This window comes from Rhodoferax sp. GW821-FHT02C08 (assembly GCF_059421805.1).
Window position 1 is genome coordinate 465,438 of sequence record NZ_JBWKVR010000001.1, and the last position, 21,158, is coordinate 486,595.

21 protein-coding genes and 1 tRNA gene are annotated in these 21,158 nt (G+C 62.6%); 5 read left to right on the top strand and 17 right to left on the bottom strand.

Going from position 1 to position 21,158, the window contains the following annotated elements; translation table 11 throughout:
* A complete protein-coding gene (locus AC07VY_RS02090) occupies positions 1-1,140 on the top strand; it encodes a glycosyltransferase (protein WP_495099398.1) in 1,140 nt (379 codons plus the stop codon).
* A 71-nt stretch (positions 1,141-1,211) separates the two neighbouring features.
* Here the strand turns inward: AC07VY_RS02090 and AC07VY_RS02095 are convergent.
* The 10 genes from AC07VY_RS02095 to AC07VY_RS02140 all read right to left on the bottom strand — a co-directional run bounded on the left by AC07VY_RS02095 (position 1,212) and on the right by AC07VY_RS02140 (position 7,430).
* A tRNA-Ser gene (locus AC07VY_RS02095) sits at positions 1,212-1,299 on the bottom strand.
* 54 nt (positions 1,300-1,353) lie between these two features.
* Positions 1,354-1,719, bottom strand: coding sequence for a 6-carboxytetrahydropterin synthase (locus AC07VY_RS02100; protein WP_495099397.1), 366 nt, complete (start codon positions 1,717-1,719; stop codon positions 1,354-1,356).
* Between the two features lie 28 nt (positions 1,720-1,747).
* Positions 1,748-2,386, bottom strand: a complete 639-nt coding sequence (gene queE, locus AC07VY_RS02105) for a 7-carboxy-7-deazaguanine synthase (protein WP_495099396.1) — start codon at positions 2,384-2,386, stop codon at positions 1,748-1,750.
* A 45-nt stretch (positions 2,387-2,431) separates the two neighbouring features.
* On the bottom strand, positions 2,432-3,088 hold the full coding sequence (gene ureG / locus AC07VY_RS02110) for an urease accessory protein UreG (RefSeq protein ID WP_495099395.1): 657 nt from the start codon (positions 3,086-3,088) through the stop codon (positions 2,432-2,434).
* The gene (locus AC07VY_RS02115; protein ID WP_495099394.1) at positions 3,085-3,888 is read right to left on the bottom strand and encodes an urease accessory protein UreF; all 804 of its coding nucleotides are present in this window, start codon (positions 3,886-3,888) and stop codon (positions 3,085-3,087) included. The genes ureG and AC07VY_RS02115 overlap by 4 nt, the downstream gene beginning before the upstream one ends.
* A complete protein-coding gene (gene ureE, locus AC07VY_RS02120; RefSeq protein WP_495099393.1) occupies positions 3,854-4,468 on the bottom strand; it encodes an urease accessory protein UreE in 615 nt (204 codons plus the stop codon). The genes AC07VY_RS02115 and ureE overlap by 35 nt, the downstream gene beginning before the upstream one ends.
* Complete coding sequence (ureC, locus tag AC07VY_RS02125) at positions 4,468-6,186, bottom strand: urease subunit alpha (RefSeq protein ID WP_495099392.1); 1,719 nt, start codon at positions 6,184-6,186, stop codon at positions 4,468-4,470. Before ureC ends, ureE begins: the two co-directional genes overlap by 1 nt.
* Before the next feature lie 2 nt (positions 6,187-6,188).
* Positions 6,189-6,494, bottom strand: coding sequence for an urease subunit beta (locus AC07VY_RS02130; protein WP_495099391.1), 306 nt, complete (start codon positions 6,492-6,494; stop codon positions 6,189-6,191).
* Between the two features lie 12 nt (positions 6,495-6,506).
* A complete protein-coding gene (locus AC07VY_RS02135) occupies positions 6,507-7,097 on the bottom strand; it encodes a HupE/UreJ family protein (RefSeq protein ID WP_495099390.1) in 591 nt (196 codons plus the stop codon).
* Between the two features lie 30 nt (positions 7,098-7,127).
* Entirely contained in the window at positions 7,128-7,430 is a 303-nt protein-coding gene (locus AC07VY_RS02140; RefSeq protein ID WP_495074931.1) for an urease subunit gamma, read from the bottom strand.
* Positions 7,431-7,625: 195 nt separating this feature from the next.
* Between AC07VY_RS02140 and AC07VY_RS02145 the strand changes: the two genes are divergently transcribed.
* Entirely contained in the window at positions 7,626-11,150 is a 3,525-nt protein-coding gene (locus AC07VY_RS02145) for a hybrid sensor histidine kinase/response regulator (protein WP_495099389.1), read from the top strand.
* A 16-nt stretch (positions 11,151-11,166) separates the two neighbouring features.
* On the top strand, positions 11,167-12,159 hold the full coding sequence (locus AC07VY_RS02150) for a response regulator (RefSeq protein ID WP_495099426.1): 993 nt from the start codon (positions 11,167-11,169) through the stop codon (positions 12,157-12,159).
* 182 nt (positions 12,160-12,341) lie between these two features.
* Here AC07VY_RS02150 and AC07VY_RS02155 read toward each other — a convergent pair whose 3' ends face one another.
* Complete coding sequence (locus AC07VY_RS02155; protein WP_495099388.1) at positions 12,342-14,084, bottom strand: methyl-accepting chemotaxis protein; 1,743 nt, start codon at positions 14,082-14,084, stop codon at positions 12,342-12,344.
* A gap of 43 nt (positions 14,085-14,127) precedes the next feature.
* On the bottom strand, positions 14,128-14,628 hold the full coding sequence (locus AC07VY_RS02160; protein WP_495099387.1) for a chemotaxis protein CheW: 501 nt from the start codon (positions 14,626-14,628) through the stop codon (positions 14,128-14,130).
* Between the two features lie 290 nt (positions 14,629-14,918).
* Between AC07VY_RS02160 and AC07VY_RS02165 the strand changes: the two genes are divergently transcribed.
* A complete protein-coding gene (locus AC07VY_RS02165) occupies positions 14,919-15,548 on the top strand; it encodes a flavin reductase family protein (protein ID WP_495099386.1) in 630 nt (209 codons plus the stop codon).
* 138 nt (positions 15,549-15,686) lie between these two features.
* Here AC07VY_RS02165 and AC07VY_RS02170 read toward each other — a convergent pair whose 3' ends face one another.
* The 4 genes from AC07VY_RS02170 to AC07VY_RS02185 form a co-directional block, all read right to left on the bottom strand.
* Positions 15,687-16,553 carry an anti-sigma factor family protein gene (locus AC07VY_RS02170; RefSeq protein WP_495099385.1) on the bottom strand — a complete coding sequence of 289 codons (867 nt, stop codon included), beginning with the start codon at positions 16,551-16,553 and terminating at the stop codon, positions 15,687-15,689.
* 7 nt (positions 16,554-16,560) lie between these two features.
* The gene (locus AC07VY_RS02175) at positions 16,561-17,064 is read right to left on the bottom strand and encodes an RNA polymerase sigma factor (RefSeq protein WP_495099384.1); all 504 of its coding nucleotides are present in this window, start codon (positions 17,062-17,064) and stop codon (positions 16,561-16,563) included.
* Positions 17,065-17,085: 21 nt separating this feature from the next.
* Positions 17,086-17,487, bottom strand: a complete 402-nt coding sequence (locus AC07VY_RS02180) for a COG4315 family predicted lipoprotein (protein ID WP_495099383.1) — start codon at positions 17,485-17,487, stop codon at positions 17,086-17,088.
* Positions 17,488-17,604: 117 nt separating this feature from the next.
* Positions 17,605-18,690 carry a YeiH family protein gene (locus tag AC07VY_RS02185; RefSeq protein ID WP_495099382.1) on the bottom strand — a complete coding sequence of 362 codons (1,086 nt, stop codon included), beginning with the start codon at positions 18,688-18,690 and terminating at the stop codon, positions 17,605-17,607.
* Between the two features lie 92 nt (positions 18,691-18,782).
* On the opposite strand from AC07VY_RS02185, the gene AC07VY_RS02190 reads away from it, so the two are divergent.
* Positions 18,783-19,709: a LysR family transcriptional regulator gene (locus AC07VY_RS02190; protein WP_495099381.1), complete on the top strand. Its 927-nt coding sequence runs from the start codon at positions 18,783-18,785 to the stop codon at positions 19,707-19,709.
* Positions 19,710-19,734: 25 nt separating this feature from the next.
* On the opposite strand, the gene icd is transcribed toward AC07VY_RS02190, so the two are convergent.
* The gene (icd, locus tag AC07VY_RS02195) at positions 19,735-20,997 is read right to left on the bottom strand and encodes an NADP-dependent isocitrate dehydrogenase (RefSeq protein WP_495099380.1); all 1,263 of its coding nucleotides are present in this window, start codon (positions 20,995-20,997) and stop codon (positions 19,735-19,737) included.
* Positions 20,998-21,158: the final 161 nt, after the last annotated feature.

A 21,158-nucleotide genomic window follows, 5' to 3' on the forward strand; every position in this document is an offset into this window, starting at 1 on the left:
ATGAAGGTTCTTCACGTCTATCGGACGTATTTCCCGGATCCACCGGGCGGTCTGCAAGAGGCTATTAGGCAGATATGCCTTGCTACGGGCTCTTTTGGCGTAGCGTCAAAAGTGTTTACTCTGTCTCCTCAGCCTAATCCAAAGCGCTTGGTCCGGCCTGAGGCTATTACTGTACGCTCTCTTTCTTGGGCAGCGCCCGCATCTTGCGATTTGGGTGGGGCCGACTCCTTTGTGGAGTTCTATCGTCTACAGAAGTGGGCAGATGTAGTTCATTTGCACTATCCGTGGCCATTTGCGGATGTCTTGAACATGTTCAAGGCTTCGGACAAGCCCGCGGTAATGACATATCACTCAGACATAGTGCGGCAACAAGTTTTGAGCAGGCTGTACCGTCCATTGATGCGGCACACTATGCGTGCCATGTCTGCTGTTATCGCAACCTCTCCTGCGTACGCGAAAACTAGTTCTGTATTGACCCGCGATGTGCCGTCGGGGCGCTTGCGCACCATTCCTTTGGGTATTGTTGATAAGCCCGAGGCCGCTCCCGGCTTTGAGGGACAGTTTGCCAGTGCGGACTTTGCGGGATACACGCCTTTTGTGTTGGCATTGGGGGTGCTGCGCTATTACAAGGGGTTGCACACTCTGATACACGCAGCGCGTCAAATTAATGGAAACATCGTCATTGCTGGCTCCGGGCCGGAAGACGCAAACCTTAAGGAGCTTGCACGGCAGCTCGGCGTAACAAACATTGTTTTTGCAGGCCAAGTGACCGAAGCGCAAAAAACCGAGCTTTTGCGTCAATGTACGGCGTTGGTGTTGCCCTCGCACTTACGCTCTGAGGCCTTCGGCATGGTATTGGTGGAGGCGTCCATGTTCTCGAGGCCTATGGTGTGCTGCGAAGTTGGATCGGGCACGTCCTATGTTAATTTGGATGGAGTTACCGGGTTCGTCGTACCACCGGAAAGTCCGTCTGAGCTTGCTAATGCATGCAACCGTATTCTTGGAGATCCAGTGTTGGCCAAGTCGATGGGTATTGCAGCACGAGCACGGTATGAAAATTTGTTCTCGGGCGCAGCACTGGGGCGCGCTTATTTTGATTTGTATCGAGAAGTCAAATCCCCCCTGGTTTCGAGGTCGTAACGCGAGGGGGGGGGGCTGTGCGGTGGTTCTATCTGGAGCAGCTGAATGACACCCCAGTCGCTTGGTTGTATTGGCGGAAGCTTAGGGATTCGAACCCTAGAAACCTTTCGGTTTGCCGGTTTTCAAGACCGGTGCAATCGACCACTCTGCCAAGCTTCCTATCCGATCATTCTAACCCTGGTAATTACCCCAAAAGGATCCAATGGATGCGATTTAGATTAGATTCAGGACACAGCTGTCACCCAATGCGTCACGCCATACCCGTACGCTACTCACTTTGGGGCGAACGTCGGCCAGTTGCTCTGCGATAAAGGTGCAAAGGTTTTCCAGGGTGGGCGTCCCCAGCTTGGGTACCTCGTCCAGCAAGTGGTGGTCCAGTTGCTCCCGCACACCCTCCAGCCGCTGACGCAAAAAGCCCAGGTCCAACACCATTCCATTCACCGGATCGCGCGGCCCAGTCACGCTGACCTCTGCATGGTAGGTGTGGCCATGGATGCGGCGACTACCTGCTGTTTCAATTTCGCGTTGAAGTGTGTGGGCGGCGTCGAAATAGAAGCGTTGGCTGATGGTCAGCTGCATGGGAATACTCGCAAACAAAAATGGGGGATCAGCGGATGCCGCTGATTTTGTGGGTCTGGATGCTCAGGCGCCAGGTGGGCTGGCGCATGCAGGTGTCTATGCACAGGCCCATATTGGCCAACTGTTCCGGGCCGTCCATGGGCTGCAGGAAGCGATGCGCGAATTGGCCGGTGCGGGCCAGCGTGTCTAGATCCAGGCCGGGTTGAGGCCATACCACCTTGAGTTCCTGCCCTTGCTGTTGTATCCAGGGCGCACCGGCTTTGGGGCTGATGCAAAGCCAGTCTATGCCTTCGGGAGCGCGGACAGTGCCGTTGGATTCCACTGCAATGCGAAAGCCCCGGGCGTGCAGAGCTGTGACCAGTTCTGCATCTACCTGCAGCAAGGGCTCTCCACCGGTTAAGACGGTCAGGCGGTTCTGGGTTTCGCCAGCGGGCCACTGGGCCTCGATGAGATCGGCCAAGTCATCGGCGGAGGCAAATTTGCCACCCAGGGTACCGTCGATACCTACGAAATCGGTATCGCAGAAACGGCAGACTGCGGTGGCACGGTCGCTTTCGCGGCCGGTCCAGAGGTTGCAACCCGCAAAGCGGCAGAACACGGCGGGGCTACCTGCCTGGGCGCCTTCGCCTTGCAGGGTGTAGAAAATCTCTTTGACGCTATAGGTCATGTGTGAACACCGCTGTAAGCGGTGAAACTTGCTAAGCCCTTGATTTTACGAGGCCAGCATGCCCTTTGTCTCGATGAAGGAAACCACCTCGGCCAGCCCGGTCAGGGTTTTCAGATTGGTCATCACAAACGGCTTGAGGCCCTGGCCGCTGGTGCGCATACGCCGGGTGTCGGATTCCATGATGTCCAGGTTGGCGCCCACGTACGGCGCCAGGTCGGTCTTGTTGATGACGAACAAGTCGCTCTTGGTGATGCCGGGGCCGCCTTTGCGCGGGATTTTTTCGCCCGCCGCCACGTCGATCACGTAGATTGTGAGGTCGCTGAGCTCGGGGCTGAAGGTGGCTGCCAGGTTGTCGCCGCCGCTTTCTACAAACACGATGTCGGCATTCGGGTGCTCGACCAGCATGCGGTCAATGGCTTCCAGGTTGATGGAGCAGTCTTCGCGGATCGCTGTGTGCGGGCAGCCGCCCGTTTCCACGCCCATGATGCGGTCGGCGGGCAGGGCGCCGCTGACGGTCAGCAGGCGCTGGTCTTCCTTGGTATAGATGTCGTTGGTGATGGCCACCAGATCGTATTTGTCGCGCATGGCCTTGCATAGCATTTCCAGCAAGGTGGTTTTGCCCGAGCCCACCGGCCCGCCGATGCCGACACGCAGCGGTGGCAGTTTCTTGGTGCGATTTGCGATGTGGTGCAGTGTGCTCATGATCTAAACAGTCTGGAATATTGCACTTCGTGCTGGGATGAAAGAATGGCCAGCATCGGCGAAAACGCCTGGCGCTGGCTGTCGGGAAGCTGGATGGCCTGGTCTACGGCGGCCGGAATGTCGGCGGCCAACCGTGCCAGTATGCGCTGGCCGGCGCTCTGGCCCAAGGGCACGGATTTGATGGCCGACTGGGTCATGTTCTCGGCCCAACCAAAGGCGTAGGCCAGCAGGCAGTCGCGCAGCGGGGCCTGGGTGGCGGCCGCGGCCAGGGCGTAGGCGATGGGGTAGGTGGGCTGCATCTGGGCGCAGGCCGCAATATGGTCTGGCGTGGCGGTGTTGTGGTTGCGCAGCCAGTCCAGCAGCGACCGGCCCATTTGTTCGGCCTGGGCGCGGAACTCGCTGCTCTCGCGGGTCTGCAGCACCCAGGCGTTCAGTTCGGCGACATCCTTGACGGCGCCGCGCCGCCAGGCGGGAATGGCTTTGGCGATGGCTGCCAGGTCACCGCGTGCCAGGCTTACATGCAGTTGATCCACCAACCAGTCAGATGCTCTACTTTCTGTAGCTACTCCCGCACGGTCTACTGCCGCTTCCAGGCCTTCTGAGTAGGAAAAACCACCCACAGGCAAAGCCGGCGACGCAAGCCAGATTAGCTGCAATAGACTGGGCGTGGTCGATTCCTGCGGGCTGGCAACGCGGCTAATTGCTTTGGCGGGGTGGCGGCGTGTCGGGGGCGTTAGCGGGCGGACTCTGCGCACGGTCATGGGCTCAGTGGGAATGGCCGTGTCCGTGGTCATGTCCATGGTCGTGGCCGCAGCCGGGGCCGTGCACATGCGGTGCTGCGGCGACGGGAATGTTCACCGGCTTGCGCGTGGCGGGGGCGTGCTCATGGCTATGGCCATGTGCATGGTCACCATGGCTGTGCCCGCCGGAAGCGTAGGCGCCGCCTTCGGGCTCGAACGCCACGTTGGCTTCCACCACGTCCAGGTGCATGGCGCGCAGCATGTCGGCCAGCACGTGGTCAGGTTCTATCTTCAGGTGGTCGGGCTGCAGTTCAATTGGCACATGGCGGTTGCCCAGGTGGTAGGCAGCGCGTGTCAGGTCAAAGGGCGAGCCGTGGCTGGTACAGGCGGTAATGACCAGCACGGATTGGGGGGCAGCCAGTACCCGCACTAGCGAGCCGTCTTCGGCGACCAGCACGTCGCCGCCGCGTACCAAGGTACCGCGTGGCAAGAACACGCCGAGCTGGCGGCCCAGCGAGTCGGTGGCGTCGAAGCGGCTTTTCTGCCGTACGTCCCAGTCGAGCTCGACGGTGCTGGCGCGTTTCAGCAGGGCAGGAGCCAGGCCCTTGCCTTGGGAGATGAGTTTGGAGGTTTGGAGCATTAAAACAAGAAGTAACGTTGTGCCATAGGCAAGCTTACTGCGGCTTCGCAGGTTAGCAGTTGGCCGTCGGCCCGCACGCTATAGGTTTGCGCGTCGATCTCCATCTTGGGAAGATAGCTGTTGTGCACCATGTGCTGCTTGCGCACGCCACGGATGTTCTTTACCGCGCTCAGGGTCTTTTTCAGGCCAAAGCGGTCCTTGATGCCGGCGTTCAAGCCAGCCTGCGACACAAAGGTCAGCGAGCCGCGCGCCAGCGCGCTGCCATAGGCGCCGAACATCGGGCGGTAGTGCACCGGCTGGGGCGTGGGGATGCTGGCGTTCGGGTCTCCCATGGCAGCCATGGCGATGAAGCCGCCTTTCAGCAGCAACGCCGGCTTCACGCCGAAGAAGGCTGGCTTCCAGACCACCAGGTCGGCCCATTTGCCGACCTCAATGCTGCCGACTTCGTGGCTGATACCGTGGGCAATCGCCGGGTTGATGGTGTACTTGGCCACATAGCGCTTGGCGCGGAAGTTGTCGTTGCGGCTGTTGTCCTCGGGCAGGCTGCCGCGCTGCTGCTTCATCTTGTGCGCCGTCTGCCAGGTGCGCAGGATGACTTCACCGACCCGACCCATGGCCTGGCTGTCGCTGCTCATCATGCTGATGGCGCCCAGGTCGTGCAGCACGTCCTCGGCGGCAATGGTTTCCTTGCGGATGCGGCTCTCGGCAAACGCCAGGTCTTCGGGGATGCTGGCGTCCAGATGGTGGCAGACCATCAGCATGTCCACATGCTCGTCCAGCGTGTTCACGGTGTAGGGCATGGTCGGGTTGGTGCTGCTGGGCAGGAAGTTCGCCTCGCCCACCACCCGCAAAATGTCGGGTGCGTGCCCGCCGCCCGCACCTTCGGTGTGGAAGGCGCACAGGCCACGGCCCTTGGTGGCGGCAATGGTGTTTTCGACAAAGCCGCTCTCGTTCAGCGTGTCGGAATGGATGGCGACCTGGGTGTCGGTGGCGTCGGCCACGTCCAGGCAGTTGCTGATGGCGGCTGGCGTTGTGCCCCAGTCTTCGTGCAGCTTCAGGCCGATCACGCCGGCGTTGATCTGCTCGTGCAGCGCGGCCGGCAGGCTGGCATTGCCCTTGCCCAGAAAGCCCAGGTTCATGGGGAAGGCGTCCGCCGCCTGAAGCATGCGCTCGATGTTCCAGGGGCCGGGCGTGCAGGTGGTAGCAAAGGTGCCGGTGGCCGGGCCGGTGCCGCCGCCCATCATGGTGGTCACGCCGCTGGCCAGGGCTTCCTCGATCTGCTGCGGGCAGATGAAGTGGATGTGGCTGTCGATGCCGCCGGCGGTGACGATATTGCCTTCGCAGCTGATGACTTCGGTACCCGGGCCGATGATGATGTCCACGCCGGGTTGCACGTCGGGGTTGCCGGCTTTGCCGATGGCGACGATGCGCCCGCCCTTGAGGCCGATGTCGGCCTTGACGATGCCCCAGTGGTCGAGGATCAGCGCGTTGGTCATCACGCAGTCCACAGCGCCCTCGCTGTTCATGCGCTGGCTTTGCGCCATGCCGTCGCGGATGGTCTTGCCGCCGCCGAACTTCACTTCCTCGCCGTAGGCGCCGGCATGCAGGGTCAGGTCTTTTTCGACCTCGATCAGCAGGTCGGTATCGGCCAGGCGTACCCGGTCACCTACGGTGGGGCCAAAAATTTCCGCATAGGCGCGTTTGCCAATGGTTGCCATGGTCAGAGTTTCCCTTGCGTCAGTCCGCGAAAGCCATACACCGTGCGGTCGCCCGCGAAATCGACCAGCTCCACCGTGCGCTGCTGGCCGGGCTCGAAGCGCACTGCGCTGCCGGAGGCGATGTTCAGCCGCATGCCCTGGGCGGCTGCGCGGTCAAAGCCTAGCGCGCCATTGGTTTCGGCAAAGTGGTAGTGCGAGCCGACCTGGATCGGCCGGTCGGCCGTGTTGTTGACCACCAGGGTCACCGTGCGGCGCCCGGTGTTCAGGGCGTGCTCGCCCGCGTCTATTAGGAGTTCGCCTGGGGTCATGGCCAATACCTCTTAAACCAGTTGCAGCAGAAATGCGCCGCCCAGCAGCGTGACCAGACAGCCGATGGCGCGCGGCCACCAGGTGCTATGCGCTCGCATCGCCAGGCCGATACCCACGCCCGCCAAGTGCAAGCCGGCGGTAGCCACCAGTATGCCCACCAGCGGCAGCCAGCCGTTGTCGCCGCCGGCCAGTTCGGTGCCATGCGCCACGCCGTGGAACACCGCGAATGCGCCGACCAGGCCCGTCGCCAGCGCAGCCGGCAGCTTGGCTTGCGTAGCGACCAGCAGGCCTAGCACCAGCAGGGACGCGGCGATCATCGGCTCCACCGCCGGCAGCGTCAGCCCGCCCAGGCCCAGCAGCGCGCCCACCAGCAGCATGCCGGCGAAAGCGATGGGTGCCAGCCAGACGCGGCGTGCCGTCATGGCACTCCACAGGCCCACGGCGACCATGGCCGCCATGTGGTCCATGCCGGTCAGCGGGTGCACCAATCCGTCCAGAAACGCATGGTGCACCCCGGCATCAGTGCCTAAATGGGCGCTGGCACCCGTAGATACTGCGGCAGAAGCTATCAAAACAATAGTGCGTAGAGAGGGCGTGCGCATGGTGTGGGTGTCCAGAGGGTTAAACGGTGGTTAAACAATGGGTTGGTGCACGGTGACGAGCTTGGTGCCGTCGGGGAAGGTGGCCTCGACCTGGATGTCAGGAATCATCTCGGCGATGCCGTCCATCACGTCGGCGCGGCCCAGCACGGTACGGCCCTCGCTCATCAGCTGGGCCACGCTTTTGCCGTCGCGCGCGCCTTCCATCACTGCAGCGCTGATGAAGGCAATGGCTTCGGGGTAGTTCAGCTTCAGGCCGCGCGCCTTGCGCCGCTCGGCCAACAGGGCGGCGGTGAAGATCAGCAGCTTGTCTTTTTCGCGAGGTGTCAGTTCCATTTCGTTTCACTCAAGTATTTGCTCGCGCGGCCGCCAAAGGCAGGCCGAACACGAGGCGTTAGTTCTATAAGGGCTCAGTGTGTGAAAGTTGCATCGGATTATTAGACAAGTATGTAGCAATCCCTGTGCCCCGGCGTACGCCATTGGGCGCATTGCGGGCGGTGCGCATGGCCTGAAAGCTGCGTGGGTCTACAGGTGCAAGAAGCCGAACATATACCTCTGAACGATGCGCCACAGCATGTGGTGAAGGTGCGGCGCGACTACAACAGCTGGGTGGCGCGCGAGACGCTGGAAGACTACGCCCTGCGCTTTGCCCCACAGCGCTTTCGCAAATGGTCCGAATGGCGGGTGGCCAACACGGCTTTTGGTGCCGCGTCCTTCCTGGTGCTGGAGGCGGTGGGCGCCACGCTGCTGGTGCAGTACGGCTTTGTGAACGCCTTCTGGGCCATTCTGGCCACGGCACTGATCATCTTCATGGCTGGCCTGCCCATCAGCATTTACGCGGCGCGCTTTGGTGTGGACATGGACCTGCTGACGCGCGGCGCGGGCTTTGGCTACATCGGCTCCACGCTGACCTCGCTGATCTACGCGTCTTTCACCTTCATCTTCTTCGCGCTGGAGGCGGCCGTCATGGCCTATGCGCTGGAGCTGGCCCTGGGCATTCCACCGCGCTGGGGCTACCTGGTGTGCGCACTGGTGGTGATACCGCTGGTGACGCACGGGGTGTCGGCCATCAGCCGGCTGCAGGTTTGGACCCAGCCACTGTGGCTGGCGCTGTTGGTGGTGCCGTTTGCCTACGTGTGGATGCGCGAGCCGGGCGTTTTTGGTGCGGTTGCGCACTATGCTGGTGTTTCCGGCCAGGGTGAGGGATTTAATTTGCTCTCATTTGGTGCATCCCTCACGGTGGGCATTGCCCTGATTACCCAAATGGGGGAGCAGGCCGACTATCTGCGCTTCATGCCGGCGCAGACCGCCGCCAACCGGGGGCGCTGGTGGTTGGGTGTGCTGGCCGGCGGGCCGGGCTGGGTGCTATTGGGCATGGTAAAGATGCTGGGCGGCGCGCTGCTGGCCTACCTGGCCATCACCCATATGGTGCCACCGGAGCGCGCGGTGGACCCGAACCAGATGTATCTGGCGGCCTACGAGTACGTGTTCCCGCAATACGGCTGGGCGGTGGCGGTCACGGCGGCCTTCGTAGTGCTGTCGCAGTTGAAGATCAACGTCACCAACGCCTATGCGGGCTCGCTGGCCTGGTCCAACTTTTTCTCACGCATCACCCACAGCCACCCTGGCCGGGTGGTGTGGGTGGTGTTCAACACGCTCATCGCCTTCATGCTGATGGAGATGAATGTGTTCGAGGCGCTTGGCGACGTGCTGGGCTTGTACTCCAACCTGGCCATCGCCTGGATGATGACGGTGGTGGCCGACCTGGTCATCAACAAGCCGCTGGGCTTGTCGCCGCCGGGCATTGAATTCAAGCGCGCCTACCTGTACGACATCAACCCGGTCGGTGTGGGCTCGATGGCGCTGGCGTCCATGCTGTCCATGGTGGCCTATATGGGGTTGCTGGGGCCGCTGGCGCATGCGTTTTCGGCGCTGATAGCTTTGGGCACGGCCCTGGTGGCGTCGCCGATATTGGCGTGGTGGACCAAAGGCCGCTATTACATCGCCCGCGGCCCGCAGTCGGATTGGCGCAGCGTTGCTGCTGACCCCGTGGAAGCCGGCAGCTACCAGCGCCTGAAGGTGCAGCGCTGCGTGATCTGCGAGCGTGAATACGAGTCGCCTGACATGGCCCATTGCCCTGCCTACCAGGGCAGCATCTGCTCGCTGTGCTGCACGCTGGATGCGCGCTGTGGCGATCTGTGCAAACCCCAGGCTAGCCTGTCGGTCCAGTGGGCGGCGGCGCTGCGCTGGCTGCTGCCGCAGCGCATATGGCCTTACCTGGACACCGGTCTGGCGCACTTCATTTTGCTGATGCTGGTGGTGGTGCCGGTGCTGGCCACTTTGTTTGGCTTGCTATATTTTCAAGAGCTTCGTGCGCTGGTGGAATCTGCGTCAGAGCTTGATTTTGATCCTAGCCAGGCGCTGCGTTCCGGTTTCGTCAAAGCCTATATGGCCTTGATCGTCACGGCTGGCATCGTGTCCTGGTGGCTGGTGCTGGCGCATAAAAGCCGCCAAGTTGCGCAAGAGGAATCGAACCGCCAGACGCACTTGCTGCAGCGCGAAATCGCCTTGCACCAGCAGACCGACCGCGCCCTGCAAGAAGCCAAGCTGGTGGCCGAGCAGGCCCGGCAGATCGCCGAGCAAGCCAAGCGTGCGGCCGACCAGGCTAACCAGGCCAAGAGCCGCTACATCAGCGCCATCAGCCACGAGCTGCGCACCCCACTCAACAGCATCCTGGGCTACGCTCAGTTGATGGGTGAAGACGTCAGCGTACCGCCGCACCGGCAGCAGGCGGTCAGCGTTATCCGGCGCGGCGGGGAGCATCTGCTGTCGCTGATCGAAGGCACGCTGGACATTGCGCGCATCGAGTCCGGCAAGCTGACCCTGGCCACCAAGCCCATGCCGTTCGCCGATTTGCTGCACGAGATGGGCGATATGTTCGAACCCCAGGCGCGGGCCAAGGGCCTGGCCTTCCATTTCGACCCGCAGGGCGTGTTGCCCGAGCAGGTGCGCGCCGACGAGAAGCGGTTGCGCCAGATCCTCATCAACCTGCTGGGCAATGCCATCAAGTTCACCGCCAGCGGCCATGTGCGCCTGCGCGTGCGCTATGCGCTGGAGATGGCGGTGATCGACATCGAAGACACCGGCCCGGGCCTGAGCGCTGACGAGCTGGAGCGCATCTTCGAGCCGTTTGCGCGCGGCACCTCGTCCGCCCCCGCCAATCCGGGCGCGCCCGGCGCCGGCCTGGGCCTGACCATCGCCAAGATGCTGACCGACCTGATGGGCGGCGAGATGACGGTCACCAGCACGCCGGGGCAGGGCGCGGTGTTCCGCGTCAAGCTGTTCCTACCCGAAATTCGCGGAGGTGACGCCAAGGCCTTGCGGCCCGCCGTCCCGCGTGTGCGCCGCGCCTACCTGGGGCCGCGCCGCAAGCTGCTGGTAGTGGACAACGAGGAGCCCGACCGCGAGCTGCTGGTGCAGCTGCTACAGCCCCTGGGCTTCGAGGTGCGCACCGCCGCCAGCGGCCATGACGCGCTGGATCTGCTGGCTGCCGGCTACGGCCCTGATGCTGTGCTGATGGACCTGGCCATGCCCGGCATCGACGGCTGGGAAACCATACGCCGGCTGCGCGCAGATGGCCACATCCAGGCGCATGTTGCAGTCGTATCGGCTAACGCCTTTGACAAGGGGCTGGACAACGATGTGGGCATACGCCCCGAAGACTTCATTACCAAGCCGGTACGCCACAGCGAGCTGCTGGACTGGCTGGAGCGCCGCCTGGGCCTGCAGTGGACGGACGCCGCCGCGACGGTGCCCGCTGCGCCCCAGCCGCCGCCGGCGCGGGTCTGGCCCGATGCGGCCAGCCTGCAGGCTTTGCGCGAGGTGGCCGAACTCGGCTTTTACCGCGGTATCCTCAACCAGCTGGCGGCGCTGGACGCCGCCCAGCCAGCATGCCAGGGCCTGGTGCAGGAAGTGCGCGCCCTGGCCCAACAATTCCAGTTTGAAGCCATAGGCCAGTTGCTGGCCCAGGCACCCGACAACGCCCATGCCCGTTAAGCCGATTTCCTCCGCCATGCCTGACCCGCTGGGCACCACGCTGGACCGTCGCAACAGCGACGTGGTGCTGATCGTGGACGACGTGCCCGACAACTTGGCCGTGCTGCACGACGCGCTGGACGAGTCCGGCTACACCGTGCTGGTCGCCACCCGGGGCGAAGCCGCCTTGCAGCGTGCCGTCCAGGCCCTGCCCGACATCGTGCTGCTGGACGCCATGATGCCCGGTATGGACGGTTTCGAGGTGGCGCGCCGGCTGAAGGCGAATCCGGCTACGGCGCACATCCCCATCATCTTCATGACCGGCCTGACCGAGACCGAGCACCTGGTGGCCGCGCTGGACGCGGGTGGTGTGGACTACGTCACCAAGCCCATCAAACCCAAGGAGGTGCTGGCCCGCATGAATGTGCATTTGCAAGGCGCCCGCCAGGCCCGCCAGCAGGTGCACCAGGCCGGCCAGGCACGCAATGCGCTGGACGCTTTTGGCTACGCCAGCATCACCGTGCGTGCCAGCGACGGCAAGCTGATGTGGCAAACCGCGTTGGCCCGCGATCTGCTGCTGGACTATTTCGGCACCAGCGCACCGCAGACGCCCCAGCCGGTGATCGATTGGCTGCAGCAGCATTTACCGGCGGCAGAACAGCAAATTGAGCCGCCGCGCCTGAGCTTCGAGAAAGGCGCGCGCCGCCTCAGCTTTCGCCTGCACCAGCAGACCGGCGACAGCGAGGGCGGGGGGGATTGGCTGATCGTGATGCGCGAGGTGTCCGACGCCGCTGTGATCGAGGCCATGAGCCTGAGCTTCAAGCTTACCGGCCGCGAGGCCGAGGTGCTGTACTGGGTGGTCAAGGGCAAGACCAACCGCGACATCGGCGAGATCCTGGGCAGCAGCCCGGCCACGGTGAAGAAGCACCTGGAGCGCGTCTACGTGAAGATGGGGGTCGAGACACGTACCGCCGCCGCCGGCATGGCCATGACCAAGATTCGCCAGCTGCACCCGCAGTTTGAGGGCTAGAACTTATAAGATTTTATGCCTCTGACGCAGGTATTGCCGACGCTGGTAGCTATGAAATAGATAGTAATTAAATCGTTTGCAGCCTGCATAAACACCGAGGTCCCTGCAGGGTGCTAATTCAGCACCCGGCAGGGACCTCGGTGTTTGCCGTTGGCGGGCCGTGTACGCGCCCGCCGATGTTTTTAGAAGCTGCCCCAGCCATCAGTGCCCGTCGCAGCAAGCGCGGCTTTTTGTGTGAAGGGCTTGGGGGCTGCAAGCTTGCTGGTAGCGAACGTGGGGCGTACAACATTGTTGGTGCGCTTAGGGCTGCGCTGTTCTTGCCGGTGCGTGGTCGGCGTGGCGTTTGCATTTGTATGCGTACCCAGATTGAATACGGCCACCGACTGCAGCAATTGCTCGGCCTGGCTCTGCAGGCTGTTGGCGGCTGCGGCCGACTCTTCGACCAAGGCCGCGTTCTGCTGCGTGACCTGGTCCATCTGGGTGATGGCTTCGCCGACCTGGGCCACGCCCTGGCTTTGCTCGCTGCTGGCCGAGCTGACTTCGCCAATGATGTCGGTCACGCGGCGGATGGCGGTGACCACCTCGGTCATCGTGGTGCCGGCCTTGGCCACCAGGGTGGTACCTTGCTCCACCTGGGTCACGCTGTTGTCGATCAGGGTCTTGATCTCTTTGGCGGCAGCGGCGCTGCGCTGTGCTAGGTTGCGCACTTCACTGGCCACCACGGCAAAGCCGCGGCCTTGTTCGCCGGCACGGGCGGCCTCCACGGCGGCATTCAGTGCCAGGATGTTCGTTTGAAAGGCGATGCCGTCGATCACGCTGATGATGTCGCTGATCTTCTTCGAGCTGTCGTTGATGCCCTTCATCGTGTCCACCACCTGGCTGACCACCTCGCCGCCTTGGATGGCAACAGTGGATGCATTGACGGCCAATTGGTTGGCCTGGTGGGCGCTGTCGGCATTCTGCTTGACAGTGCTGGAGAGTTCTTCCATGGAGGCGGCGGTTTCTTCCAGCGCGCTGGCTTGTTGTTCCGTGCGGCTGGACAGATCGCTATTGCCCTGGGCGATTTCGGCGCTGGCGGTAGCGACGCCATCGGCGCTTTGGCGCACATTGGACACCACGCTGACCAGGCTGTCCTGCATGGCTTTGAGCTGTGCCATCAGGCTGGTGCTGTCGCCGGGCTTGACGGTGATGGGCATGGTCAGGTTGCCTTGGGCCACGGCACGGGCCAGGTCTGCTGCAGCTGCGGGTTCACCACCCAGGGCGCCCACCAAGTTGCGGGTGATGAGAACACCCAATGCTACGGCTGCAGCTATCGCTACCAGGCTGGCGGTTATCAGCAAAAATTTTGCTTGGCTGTAGTCGGTTCCTGCGACGGCGACACTTTCGGCTCCGCTCTTGGCGCTGAACTCTTGGTACTTTCTAGCCGCTGTAAGCAAGGCGGCCAGCAGGGGGCGGCATTCCTTGTTCATCTTGGCAATGGCTTCTTCTTTTTTGCCATCCAGCGCCAGCTTTACGATGTCGAGTGCCACTGGGCCATACAGGGTTTCGACATGGTTTATTTCATCGACCAGGCGGCGTTCTTCGGCGCTGATCTGCGGGTTTTGTTTGATGGCGTTATTCAGTTTGAGCAGGGAATCCTGGGTGTCCTGGTGGGCCTGCGTCACCGCTTGTTGCTCTGCGGCAAGATCTTCGGGAGTGGTGACCAGTACCAGATTGCGTGCTGCGATGGCTCGGCGGTTGACCGCTCCACGCACATCTGCCACCAGTTGGGACTGGGCAACATTGACATGGTTGTATTCCGTGAAATGGTTGTTGGTGTTGTTCAATGTGAACAAAGCTGCGCAGGAGATGGCCAATACCAATGCAGCCAGTAGCCCGAAGGCAAAACCCAGTTGGCCTTTGACGGTGAAGTTCTTGAAGTTCATTTTGATTCCTCTTTGAATTGAATTGTTCGGAAATAACGGGCTACTAGTGAACGGTGAGGTTTTGGCTAAGTTCGGCGCTGCCCAGAAAGGATTCGGTATCCAGCAGGATCAACATCCGTTCTTCCAGATTGGCCAGGCCGGTGATGAAGCCTTCGTCGGTACCCATCTGCAGACCGGGCGGCGGCTGGATGCAAGTGGGCTCCAGTTGCACCACGTCAGACACCGAGTCGACCACCACGCCGATGACTTGGTGGACGAGGCTTAAAACAATCACCACGGTGGACGCCGTATAGGCGGCTGTGGGGCAATGCAGCTTCAGCCGCAGGTCGATGATCGGCACGATGACACCGCGCAGGTTGATGACGCCGAGCAATTCGTCGGGTGCGTTGGCGATGTGCGTAGGCTGGGTGTACGAGCGGATCTCCTGCACTTTCAGGATGTCGATGCCGTATTCCACGGTACCGAGCTGAAACGAGAGGTACTCGCTGGTTGTGCCACGCGCTGTTGGCGCGCTGGTATTCGGGTGGGGGGCCGGTTGGGTCATCGTGGCATCCTGGGTGTGTGGGTAGATGTGTGTATTCTAATTTTTTCGTTTCATTTTTATCGTTAAAAAATGCACATTTTGATAAAAAGGAATATTTGATATCAAATAATTTGTCTTATTGAAATAATTTGATATTAATGATTCGTCTGCTAGTGGCGCATTGGTTTGTCGTAAGAAGGCTTGGGGGTATGTTCGTTTTCGCCGCTGCCCGCTACGGCGCGGGTATGCATATTGCTGCTGGCTTGTGAGGCCGTTGGCCCAGTTGCCTCTTCACCACTCCATGGCGTTCCATGAACATCGACTTTTCCACCCTGACCGAATACCAGCGCTACAAGATGATGGCGAGCCTGATCGTGCCGCGCCCGATTGCCCTGGTCACCACCCTGGGGCCTACCGGCGTGGTGAATGCCGCGCCCTTCAGCATGTTCAACATGATGGGCGAGGAGCCACCCATCGTCATGCTCAGCATCAACCGCCTGCAGGACGGTTACCTGAAAGACACGGCCGCCAACATCCAGCGCAGCGGGGAATTCGTGGTGCACATGTGCGACGAAGACCTGGCCGAGCAAATGCACCGCTGCGGCGAGCGCCTGCCACCCCACGAGAGCGAGCTGGAAGCCGTGGGGTTGACGGCCGCGCCGTCCTGCGCTGTGGCGCCGCCGCGCATCGCCGAGGCGCCCGTGGCGTTTGAGTGCACGCTATGGGAAACGCTGGAGACCGACAGCCGCCAGATCTTCATCGGCCAGGTGCGCTGGATGCATGCACGCGACGAGCTGATTGACACCGACACTTGGCGCGTGCGCCTGCAGCATTACCACCCGGTGGGTCGCTTTGGCGCCAGCTTCTATGTGAAGACGAATGAGCGCTACGCCCTGGAGGCACAGGCCCAGTCGCGCTCCACGCAGATAGACGAGATGTAGCCGCTGCCAATCCACCGTAGCGCGAGAGCTTGTGCATACGCCCAACTTTGTGTGGCACCAAGTTAGCAATGAAATAGGCCTCTGGCGCAGGTATTGTCTGCGCAAGCAGCTATCACATCGATAGCAAATGATGGAGGGCTATCGCGCCGTAGCCAGCAGCTGCCGGTAGACCTCGGTGGACACGCGGGCCAGCTCGGCCCGGTCGGCAGTGGTCGAGAGGGCGTAGCCCAGGCCCCCATCTACCCAGTAGAAGACGTTGACCTTGCCCTCTTGCGCAAAACGGAAGGCGGTGTCGCTATTGCGTACCCCTGGTGTGCTTGGGCCATCCTGGGCCGCACCCAGATCGCCCAGGTCGTTCGACACATATAGCGTGAGCCGTTGGCCCGTGTCGGCGGTCTGCCGGTACATGAATTGTGCGACCGGCCCGCGCCCGCCGGGCAGCAGGCGACCACCTTCCAGCGCATAGCCCTGGGCTTGCAGATGCGGCGGTTTCATGGGCACGCCCATGCGTTTGGACAACCAGGTCACCAACTGGTCTTCATGTGCGGCGTCTACTTCCACGGGGCGGCGTTGTTCGGGGCTGTATACCGCGTGCGCCACGGCGGCCCGCTGTGCAAAGCCGTTGGCGGGCAGTGTCGGTGTAGCGGTGGCCAGCAGCGGGCCGGTGGGCTGCACCAGGCCGCGCAGACCCCAGCCACCGGCCGCGCCGACCACGGCAATCAGCGCGGCTGCGGCCAGCCGCTGCAGGTACCAGGCGGTGTGTGGTGGTGCGCCCTGGGCCGTCTGCCGCACACGGGCGGGCAGGGCCTCGTCCAGCACCGGGTCGAACAGGTGGCGCAGCGCGAGCTTCTGGGTTCGATAGCTTTCCAGGCGCTCGGCTTCGTCGGGGCGTTGGGCCAGATAGGCGGCGACTTCGGCTTGGCGGCCCAGGGGTAGTTGGCCGTCGATAAAGGCGTGGAGCTCGGCTTCGGTGACCGGCGAGGTGGGGGGAGGGGTTATGCGCATGGTGTTGTCACTTCACGATCTTCAGCCGCGTGGGGGCGGCGCGGCCTTCCATCACGGCGCGCAGGCGTTCGCGCCCGCGCGACAGGCGCGACATCACGGTGCCCAGGGGGATGCCCAGCGTGGCGGCAATGTCGGCATAGGCCATGTCTTCCAGGGCGACCAGCAGCAGTATTTCTTTTTGCTCCTGCGGCAACTGGTCTAGCGCAGCCTGCAGGTCCATGACCGCCAGTTGTTCTTGCTGGCGGGGCGGGGTGGCGATTTCGGGCGTGTCATGGTCCAGTGGGGCGGTTTGCAGTCGGCCACGGCGCACACCGTCCACATGCAGGTTGTGCATCAGGCTGAACAACCAGGCGCGCATATCGACCACGCCGTGCCACAGCCCGGACTTGGTCCAGGCGCGTTCCAGCGTGTCCTGTACCAGATCATCGGCATCGTCGCGGTTGCCCACCAAGGCCCGGGCATAGCGGCGCAGGCGGGGCGCCCATGTCAGCAGGGGGTGTTCGTCTTGCATGGGCTGGTTGGCTAAGGCGCGTTATTCCTTGATGAGGTGCCAGACATCCTTGAAATTGTCGCCGCTGCGGTCACCCGCCTTCTGGTCGCCTTGGTAGTAGTACAGCGGCTTGGTTTTGTAGGACCACTGACGGCTACCGTCGTCACGCGTGGCTATGCCGTAGGCACCCATGGGCTGGTCGCTGGCGGTGGCGGCCAGTGGCGGCCACACCTTGGTGCAGGGGCCGTTGCAGTTGCTTTTGTCGGCGGCATCTTTGTCAAAGGTGTAGAGCGCCATGCCGTTGGGGGCTACCAGGATGCCGTTGTCCACTTTGGCAGGAGCGTCGGCGGCGGCTGCGCCGAATGCCGCTAAACACAGGCCGAGGGCTGCGATGAGCTGACCAGCGGCGGGACGGCGGGTGCTGGATGGGGCGGACTGGAACATGGTGCAACTCCTGAGGTGGTGAAGGATAGTCGGGTGTGTGCCTGGGGCCCACCAAGGTGTAGACGCGGAGCCTTGCCGCTTTATTCCAGACCGGCCATTTTTTTGTGCCATGCTGCATCACCCCAGCAATAGGCCCACCCAGTGGTTGATCAGCGCACCACCCAGCACCAGCCAGACAAATAGAACCAGGGCCAGTAGCAGCGGCCTGGCGCCGGCTCGGCGTATGGCGCCTAATTGGGTGGAGATGCCAAGGGCCGCCATGGCCGTGGCCAGCAGGCCGGTATCCAAATCGGTCGCCAGGCTGAGCACCGGATGGGGCAGCAGTTGCAAGGAATTGAACAGCACCGTGGCGACAAAGCCCAACGCAAACCACGGCACCGCCAGCTTGGCCGGGGGCTGGTGGTCGCAGTGGTGGCCGGATCTGCCATTCGCCAGCCAGGCCGATAGCGCCAGCAGAAACGGCGCTAGCATCATTACGCGCACCATTTTGGCGATGACGGCGGTGTCTGCCACGCTGGGGTCTATGGCGCGTGCGGCAGCCACCACTTGTGCCACCTCGTGGATGGTCGAGCCCGCATAGATGCCGAAGCCTTGGGCGCCGCCGGGAACCAACTGCCAATGTTGGTTCAGCATGAACAGCAGCGGGTAGAGAAACATGGCCAACGTGCCAAATACCACCACGCTGGCGACGGCCACGGTGACCTGCTCGGGCTTGGCCTTGAGCACCGGCTCGGTGGCCATGACGGCGGCGGCACCGCAGATGGAGCTGCCTGCGCCTATCAGCACCGTGGTGTTGCGGTCCAGGCCCAGCCAGCGGGTGCCGATGTGGCAGGCCAGCAAGAAGGTGGAGCCCAGCACCAGCGCATCGACCAGCACGCCCGCCATGCCGACGTGGCTTATGTCTTGTACCGTCAGGCGCAGGCCATAGAGCACCACGCCCGCACGCAGCAGGGTTTGCCGGCAGAAATCCACGCCGGCGCCGCTGGCGCCTGCAAACTGCGGGTACAGGGTGTTACCGACCAGCATGCCCAGCAGGATGGCCAGCGTCAGCGGGCTGAAGCCATGTTCTTGCAGCCAGGCGATGCGGCCCAGTGCCATGCCGGCGGTGGCCAGTGCGCCGCTCAAGGCCAGGCCTGGCAACAGGTGCCGCAGAGGGCTAGGGACTGGTAGCGTGGCGGCGGGGTGGGGCAAAGTCGTGTTCATGGGGGCGAGTCTGGTTCTTGTAGATCAACCTGTCCAACGACTTGTCTTTGTAAAATATAGCGATTCAATCGATAAATAAGAGGCTGCTTGCCATGGACGTGCTGCGACTCACCCTGCGCCAGTTGCAGATATTTGCTGCCGTGGCGCGCAGCGGCAGCACCACAGCGGCCAGCGCCGAGCTGGCTTTGTCGCAGTCGGCCACCAGTGCGGCGGTGAATGAGCTGGAACGGCTGCTGTCGCTACAGCTGTTCGACCGTGTGGGCCGCAGGTTGCTGCTGAACGACAACGGGCGTGCGTTGCTGCCCCGGGCGCTGGCCTTGCTGGACGGTGCGGCGGGCATAGAGCAGATGGCGCGCGATGGCAGCGCGCAGCGGCAGTCTTTGCGCATCGGCGCCAGCACCACCATCGGCAGCCATGTGCTGCCGCGCTTGCTGGCGGGCTTCATGGGCGGCCAGGCCGCCAGTGCGGAGGCCTGGCGTTCGCAGGTGGTGATAGGCAATACCGCCGCGATCTGCGACGCCGTGGCGGCTTTTGAGCTGGATGTCGGGTTGATCGAAGGGCCGTGCCACCAGGCGGTGTTGTCGGTGCGTGCCTGGCTGCAGGATGAGCTGGTGCTGGTGGCCGCGCCGTCTGCCAGGGCGCCGGGCAATTCGGGCCACTCGGATAACTGGTCGGTTGCCGATCTGCAGGAGCAGGTCTGGCTGCTCCGCGAGCCGGGCTCGGGCACCCGCGAGGCCACCGACCAAGCCTTGCTGCCGCATCTGCACAGCTATCGGCGCAGCGTGGAGATGGGCAGCTCCGAGGCCATCAGGCACGCGGCAGCGGCCGGACTGGGTGTTGCCTGCCTGTCTGCTTGGGCGGTGGATGCCGCCGTCCAGGTTGGCCAGTTGCAGCATCTATCCACCACCTTGCCCAAGCTGCAGCGCCAGTGCTATGTGGTGCTGCACCGCGACAAGCAGGTGACGCCGGCCCTGCGGGAGTTTTTGCAGCAGGTGGATGCCGAGGCCCGCCGCGACTGAGCGGGCATCGGCACGGGGCGGATGCTTACATCTGCTCCATCTGCTCGATCATCACATCGCCAAAGCCCGAGCAGCTGACCTGGATCGCGTCTGCCATCATGCGCGCGAAGTCGTAGGTGACCTTCTTGCTGGCGATGGCGGCTTTCATGGACGCGATGATCAGGTCAGCGGCCTCCAGCCAGCCCATGTGGCGCAGCATCATTTCGGCGGACAGGATGACGGAGCCGGGGTTGACATAGTCCTTGCCCGCGTACTTGGGCGCCGTGCCGTGGGTGGCCTCAAAGCAGGCCACCGAGTCGGACAGGTTGCCGCCCGGCGCAATGCCGATGCCGCCCACCTGGGCTGCCAGCGCGTCGGATACATAGTCACCGTTCAGGTTCAGCGTGGCGATCACGCTGTACTCGGCCGGGCGTAGCAGGATTTGCTGCAGGAAGGCGTCGGTGATCACGTCCTTGACAATGATCTGCTTGCCGTTCTTGGGGTTCTGGAAGCGCATCCAGGGGCCGCCGTCGATTTGCTCGGCACCGAATTCCTTCTGCGCCAGGCTGTAGGCCCAGTCGCGGAACGCGCCTTCGGTGTACTTCATGATGTTGCCCTTGTGCACAATGGTCACATTGGGCTTGTCGTTGTCTATGGCGTACTGCAGCGCCTTGCGCACCAGGCGTTCCGTGCCTTCGCGCGACACGGGCTTGATGCCGATGCCCGAGGTATGCGGGAAGCGGATCTTCTTCACGCCCATCTCGTCCTGCAGAAACTGGATTAGCTTCTTGGCCTTGTCGGACTCGGCTTCGAACTCGATGCCGGCGTAAATGTCTTCGGAGTTCTCGCGGAAGATTGCCATATTGATCTTCTCCGGCGCCTTGACGGGGGAGGGCACGCCGTCAAAGTACTGCACCGGGCGCAGGCAGACGTACAGGTCCAGCTCCTGGCGCAGGGCCACGTTCAGCGAGCGTATGCCGCGGCCCACCGGCGTGGTCAGCGGCCCCTTGATGGATACCAGGTATTCGCGTATGGCGGCCAGGGTTTCCTGGGGCAGCCACTGGTCCGGGCCGTAGATGGTGGTGGATTTTTCACCCGCATAGATCTCCATCCAGTGGATCTTGCGTTTGCCACCATAGGCCTTGGCCACGGCAGCATCCACCACTTTCAGCATCACCGGGGTAATGTCCTGGCCCGTGCCATCACCTTCAATGTAGGGAATGATGGGGTTGGCCGGCACATTGAGTGTGGTGTCTGCGTTGACGGTGATTTTTTGGCCTTCAGCAGGTACGGTGATGTGCTGGTACATGGGGGTAAAACTCCGGAGGATTAGGAAACGGGCACGCAATGCTCCTGGCGGCAGCACTTGCCGAGGACTGCTTATAAAGTTTAAGGCAACGCTGAATAAGTCCCGAGCTGGCGCGTGATTTGCATGTTTGCGTTCCTCATTCTTGAGGAGGTAGGGATGAA

What these genes read in the sequence shown, in the direction of transcription:
- AC07VY_RS02160 (WP_495099387.1), bottom strand. Translation starts at nt 14,628, where the DNA reads ATGACCCAACCGGCCCCCCACCCGAATACCAGCGCGCCAACAGCGCGT.
- ureG (WP_495099395.1), bottom strand. Translation starts at nt 3,088, where the DNA reads ATGAGCACACTGCACCACATCGCAAATCGCACCAAGAAACTGCCACCG.
- AC07VY_RS02190 (WP_495099381.1), top strand. Translation starts at nt 18,783, where the DNA reads ATGGACGTGCTGCGACTCACCCTGCGCCAGTTGCAGATATTTGCTGCC.
- AC07VY_RS02165 (WP_495099386.1), top strand. Translation starts at nt 14,919, where the DNA reads ATGAACATCGACTTTTCCACCCTGACCGAATACCAGCGCTACAAGATG.
- AC07VY_RS02090 (WP_495099398.1), top strand. Translation starts at nt 1, where the DNA reads ATGAAGGTTCTTCACGTCTATCGGACGTATTTCCCGGATCCACCGGGC.
- AC07VY_RS02180 (WP_495099383.1), bottom strand. Translation starts at nt 17,487, where the DNA reads ATGTTCCAGTCCGCCCCATCCAGCACCCGCCGTCCCGCCGCTGGTCAG.
- ureC (WP_495099392.1), bottom strand. Translation starts at nt 6,186, where the DNA reads ATGGCAACCATTGGCAAACGCGCCTATGCGGAAATTTTTGGCCCCACC.
- icd (WP_495099380.1), bottom strand. Translation starts at nt 20,997, where the DNA reads ATGTACCAGCACATCACCGTACCTGCTGAAGGCCAAAAAATCACCGTC.
- AC07VY_RS02135 (WP_495099390.1), bottom strand. Translation starts at nt 7,097, where the DNA reads ATGCGCACGCCCTCTCTACGCACTATTGTTTTGATAGCTTCTGCCGCA.
- AC07VY_RS02170 (WP_495099385.1), bottom strand. Translation starts at nt 16,553, where the DNA reads ATGCGCATAACCCCTCCCCCCACCTCGCCGGTCACCGAAGCCGAGCTC.
- AC07VY_RS02150 (WP_495099426.1), top strand. Translation starts at nt 11,167, where the DNA reads ATGCCTGACCCGCTGGGCACCACGCTGGACCGTCGCAACAGCGACGTG.
- AC07VY_RS02130 (WP_495099391.1), bottom strand. Translation starts at nt 6,494, where the DNA reads ATGACCCCAGGCGAACTCCTAATAGACGCGGGCGAGCACGCCCTGAAC.
- AC07VY_RS02140 (WP_495074931.1), bottom strand. Translation starts at nt 7,430, where the DNA reads ATGGAACTGACACCTCGCGAAAAAGACAAGCTGCTGATCTTCACCGCC.
- ureE (WP_495099393.1), bottom strand. Translation starts at nt 4,468, where the DNA reads ATGCTCCAAACCTCCAAACTCATCTCCCAAGGCAAGGGCCTGGCTCCT.
- AC07VY_RS02175 (WP_495099384.1), bottom strand. Translation starts at nt 17,064, where the DNA reads ATGCAAGACGAACACCCCCTGCTGACATGGGCGCCCCGCCTGCGCCGC.
- AC07VY_RS02185 (WP_495099382.1), bottom strand. Translation starts at nt 18,690, where the DNA reads ATGAACACGACTTTGCCCCACCCCGCCGCCACGCTACCAGTCCCTAGC.
- AC07VY_RS02100 (WP_495099397.1), bottom strand. Translation starts at nt 1,719, where the DNA reads ATGCAGCTGACCATCAGCCAACGCTTCTATTTCGACGCCGCCCACACA.
- AC07VY_RS02115 (WP_495099394.1), bottom strand. Translation starts at nt 3,888, where the DNA reads ATGGACATGACCACGGACACGGCCATTCCCACTGAGCCCATGACCGTG.
- AC07VY_RS02155 (WP_495099388.1), bottom strand. Translation starts at nt 14,084, where the DNA reads ATGAACTTCAAGAACTTCACCGTCAAAGGCCAACTGGGTTTTGCCTTC.
- queE (WP_495099396.1), bottom strand. Translation starts at nt 2,386, where the DNA reads ATGACCTATAGCGTCAAAGAGATTTTCTACACCCTGCAAGGCGAAGGC.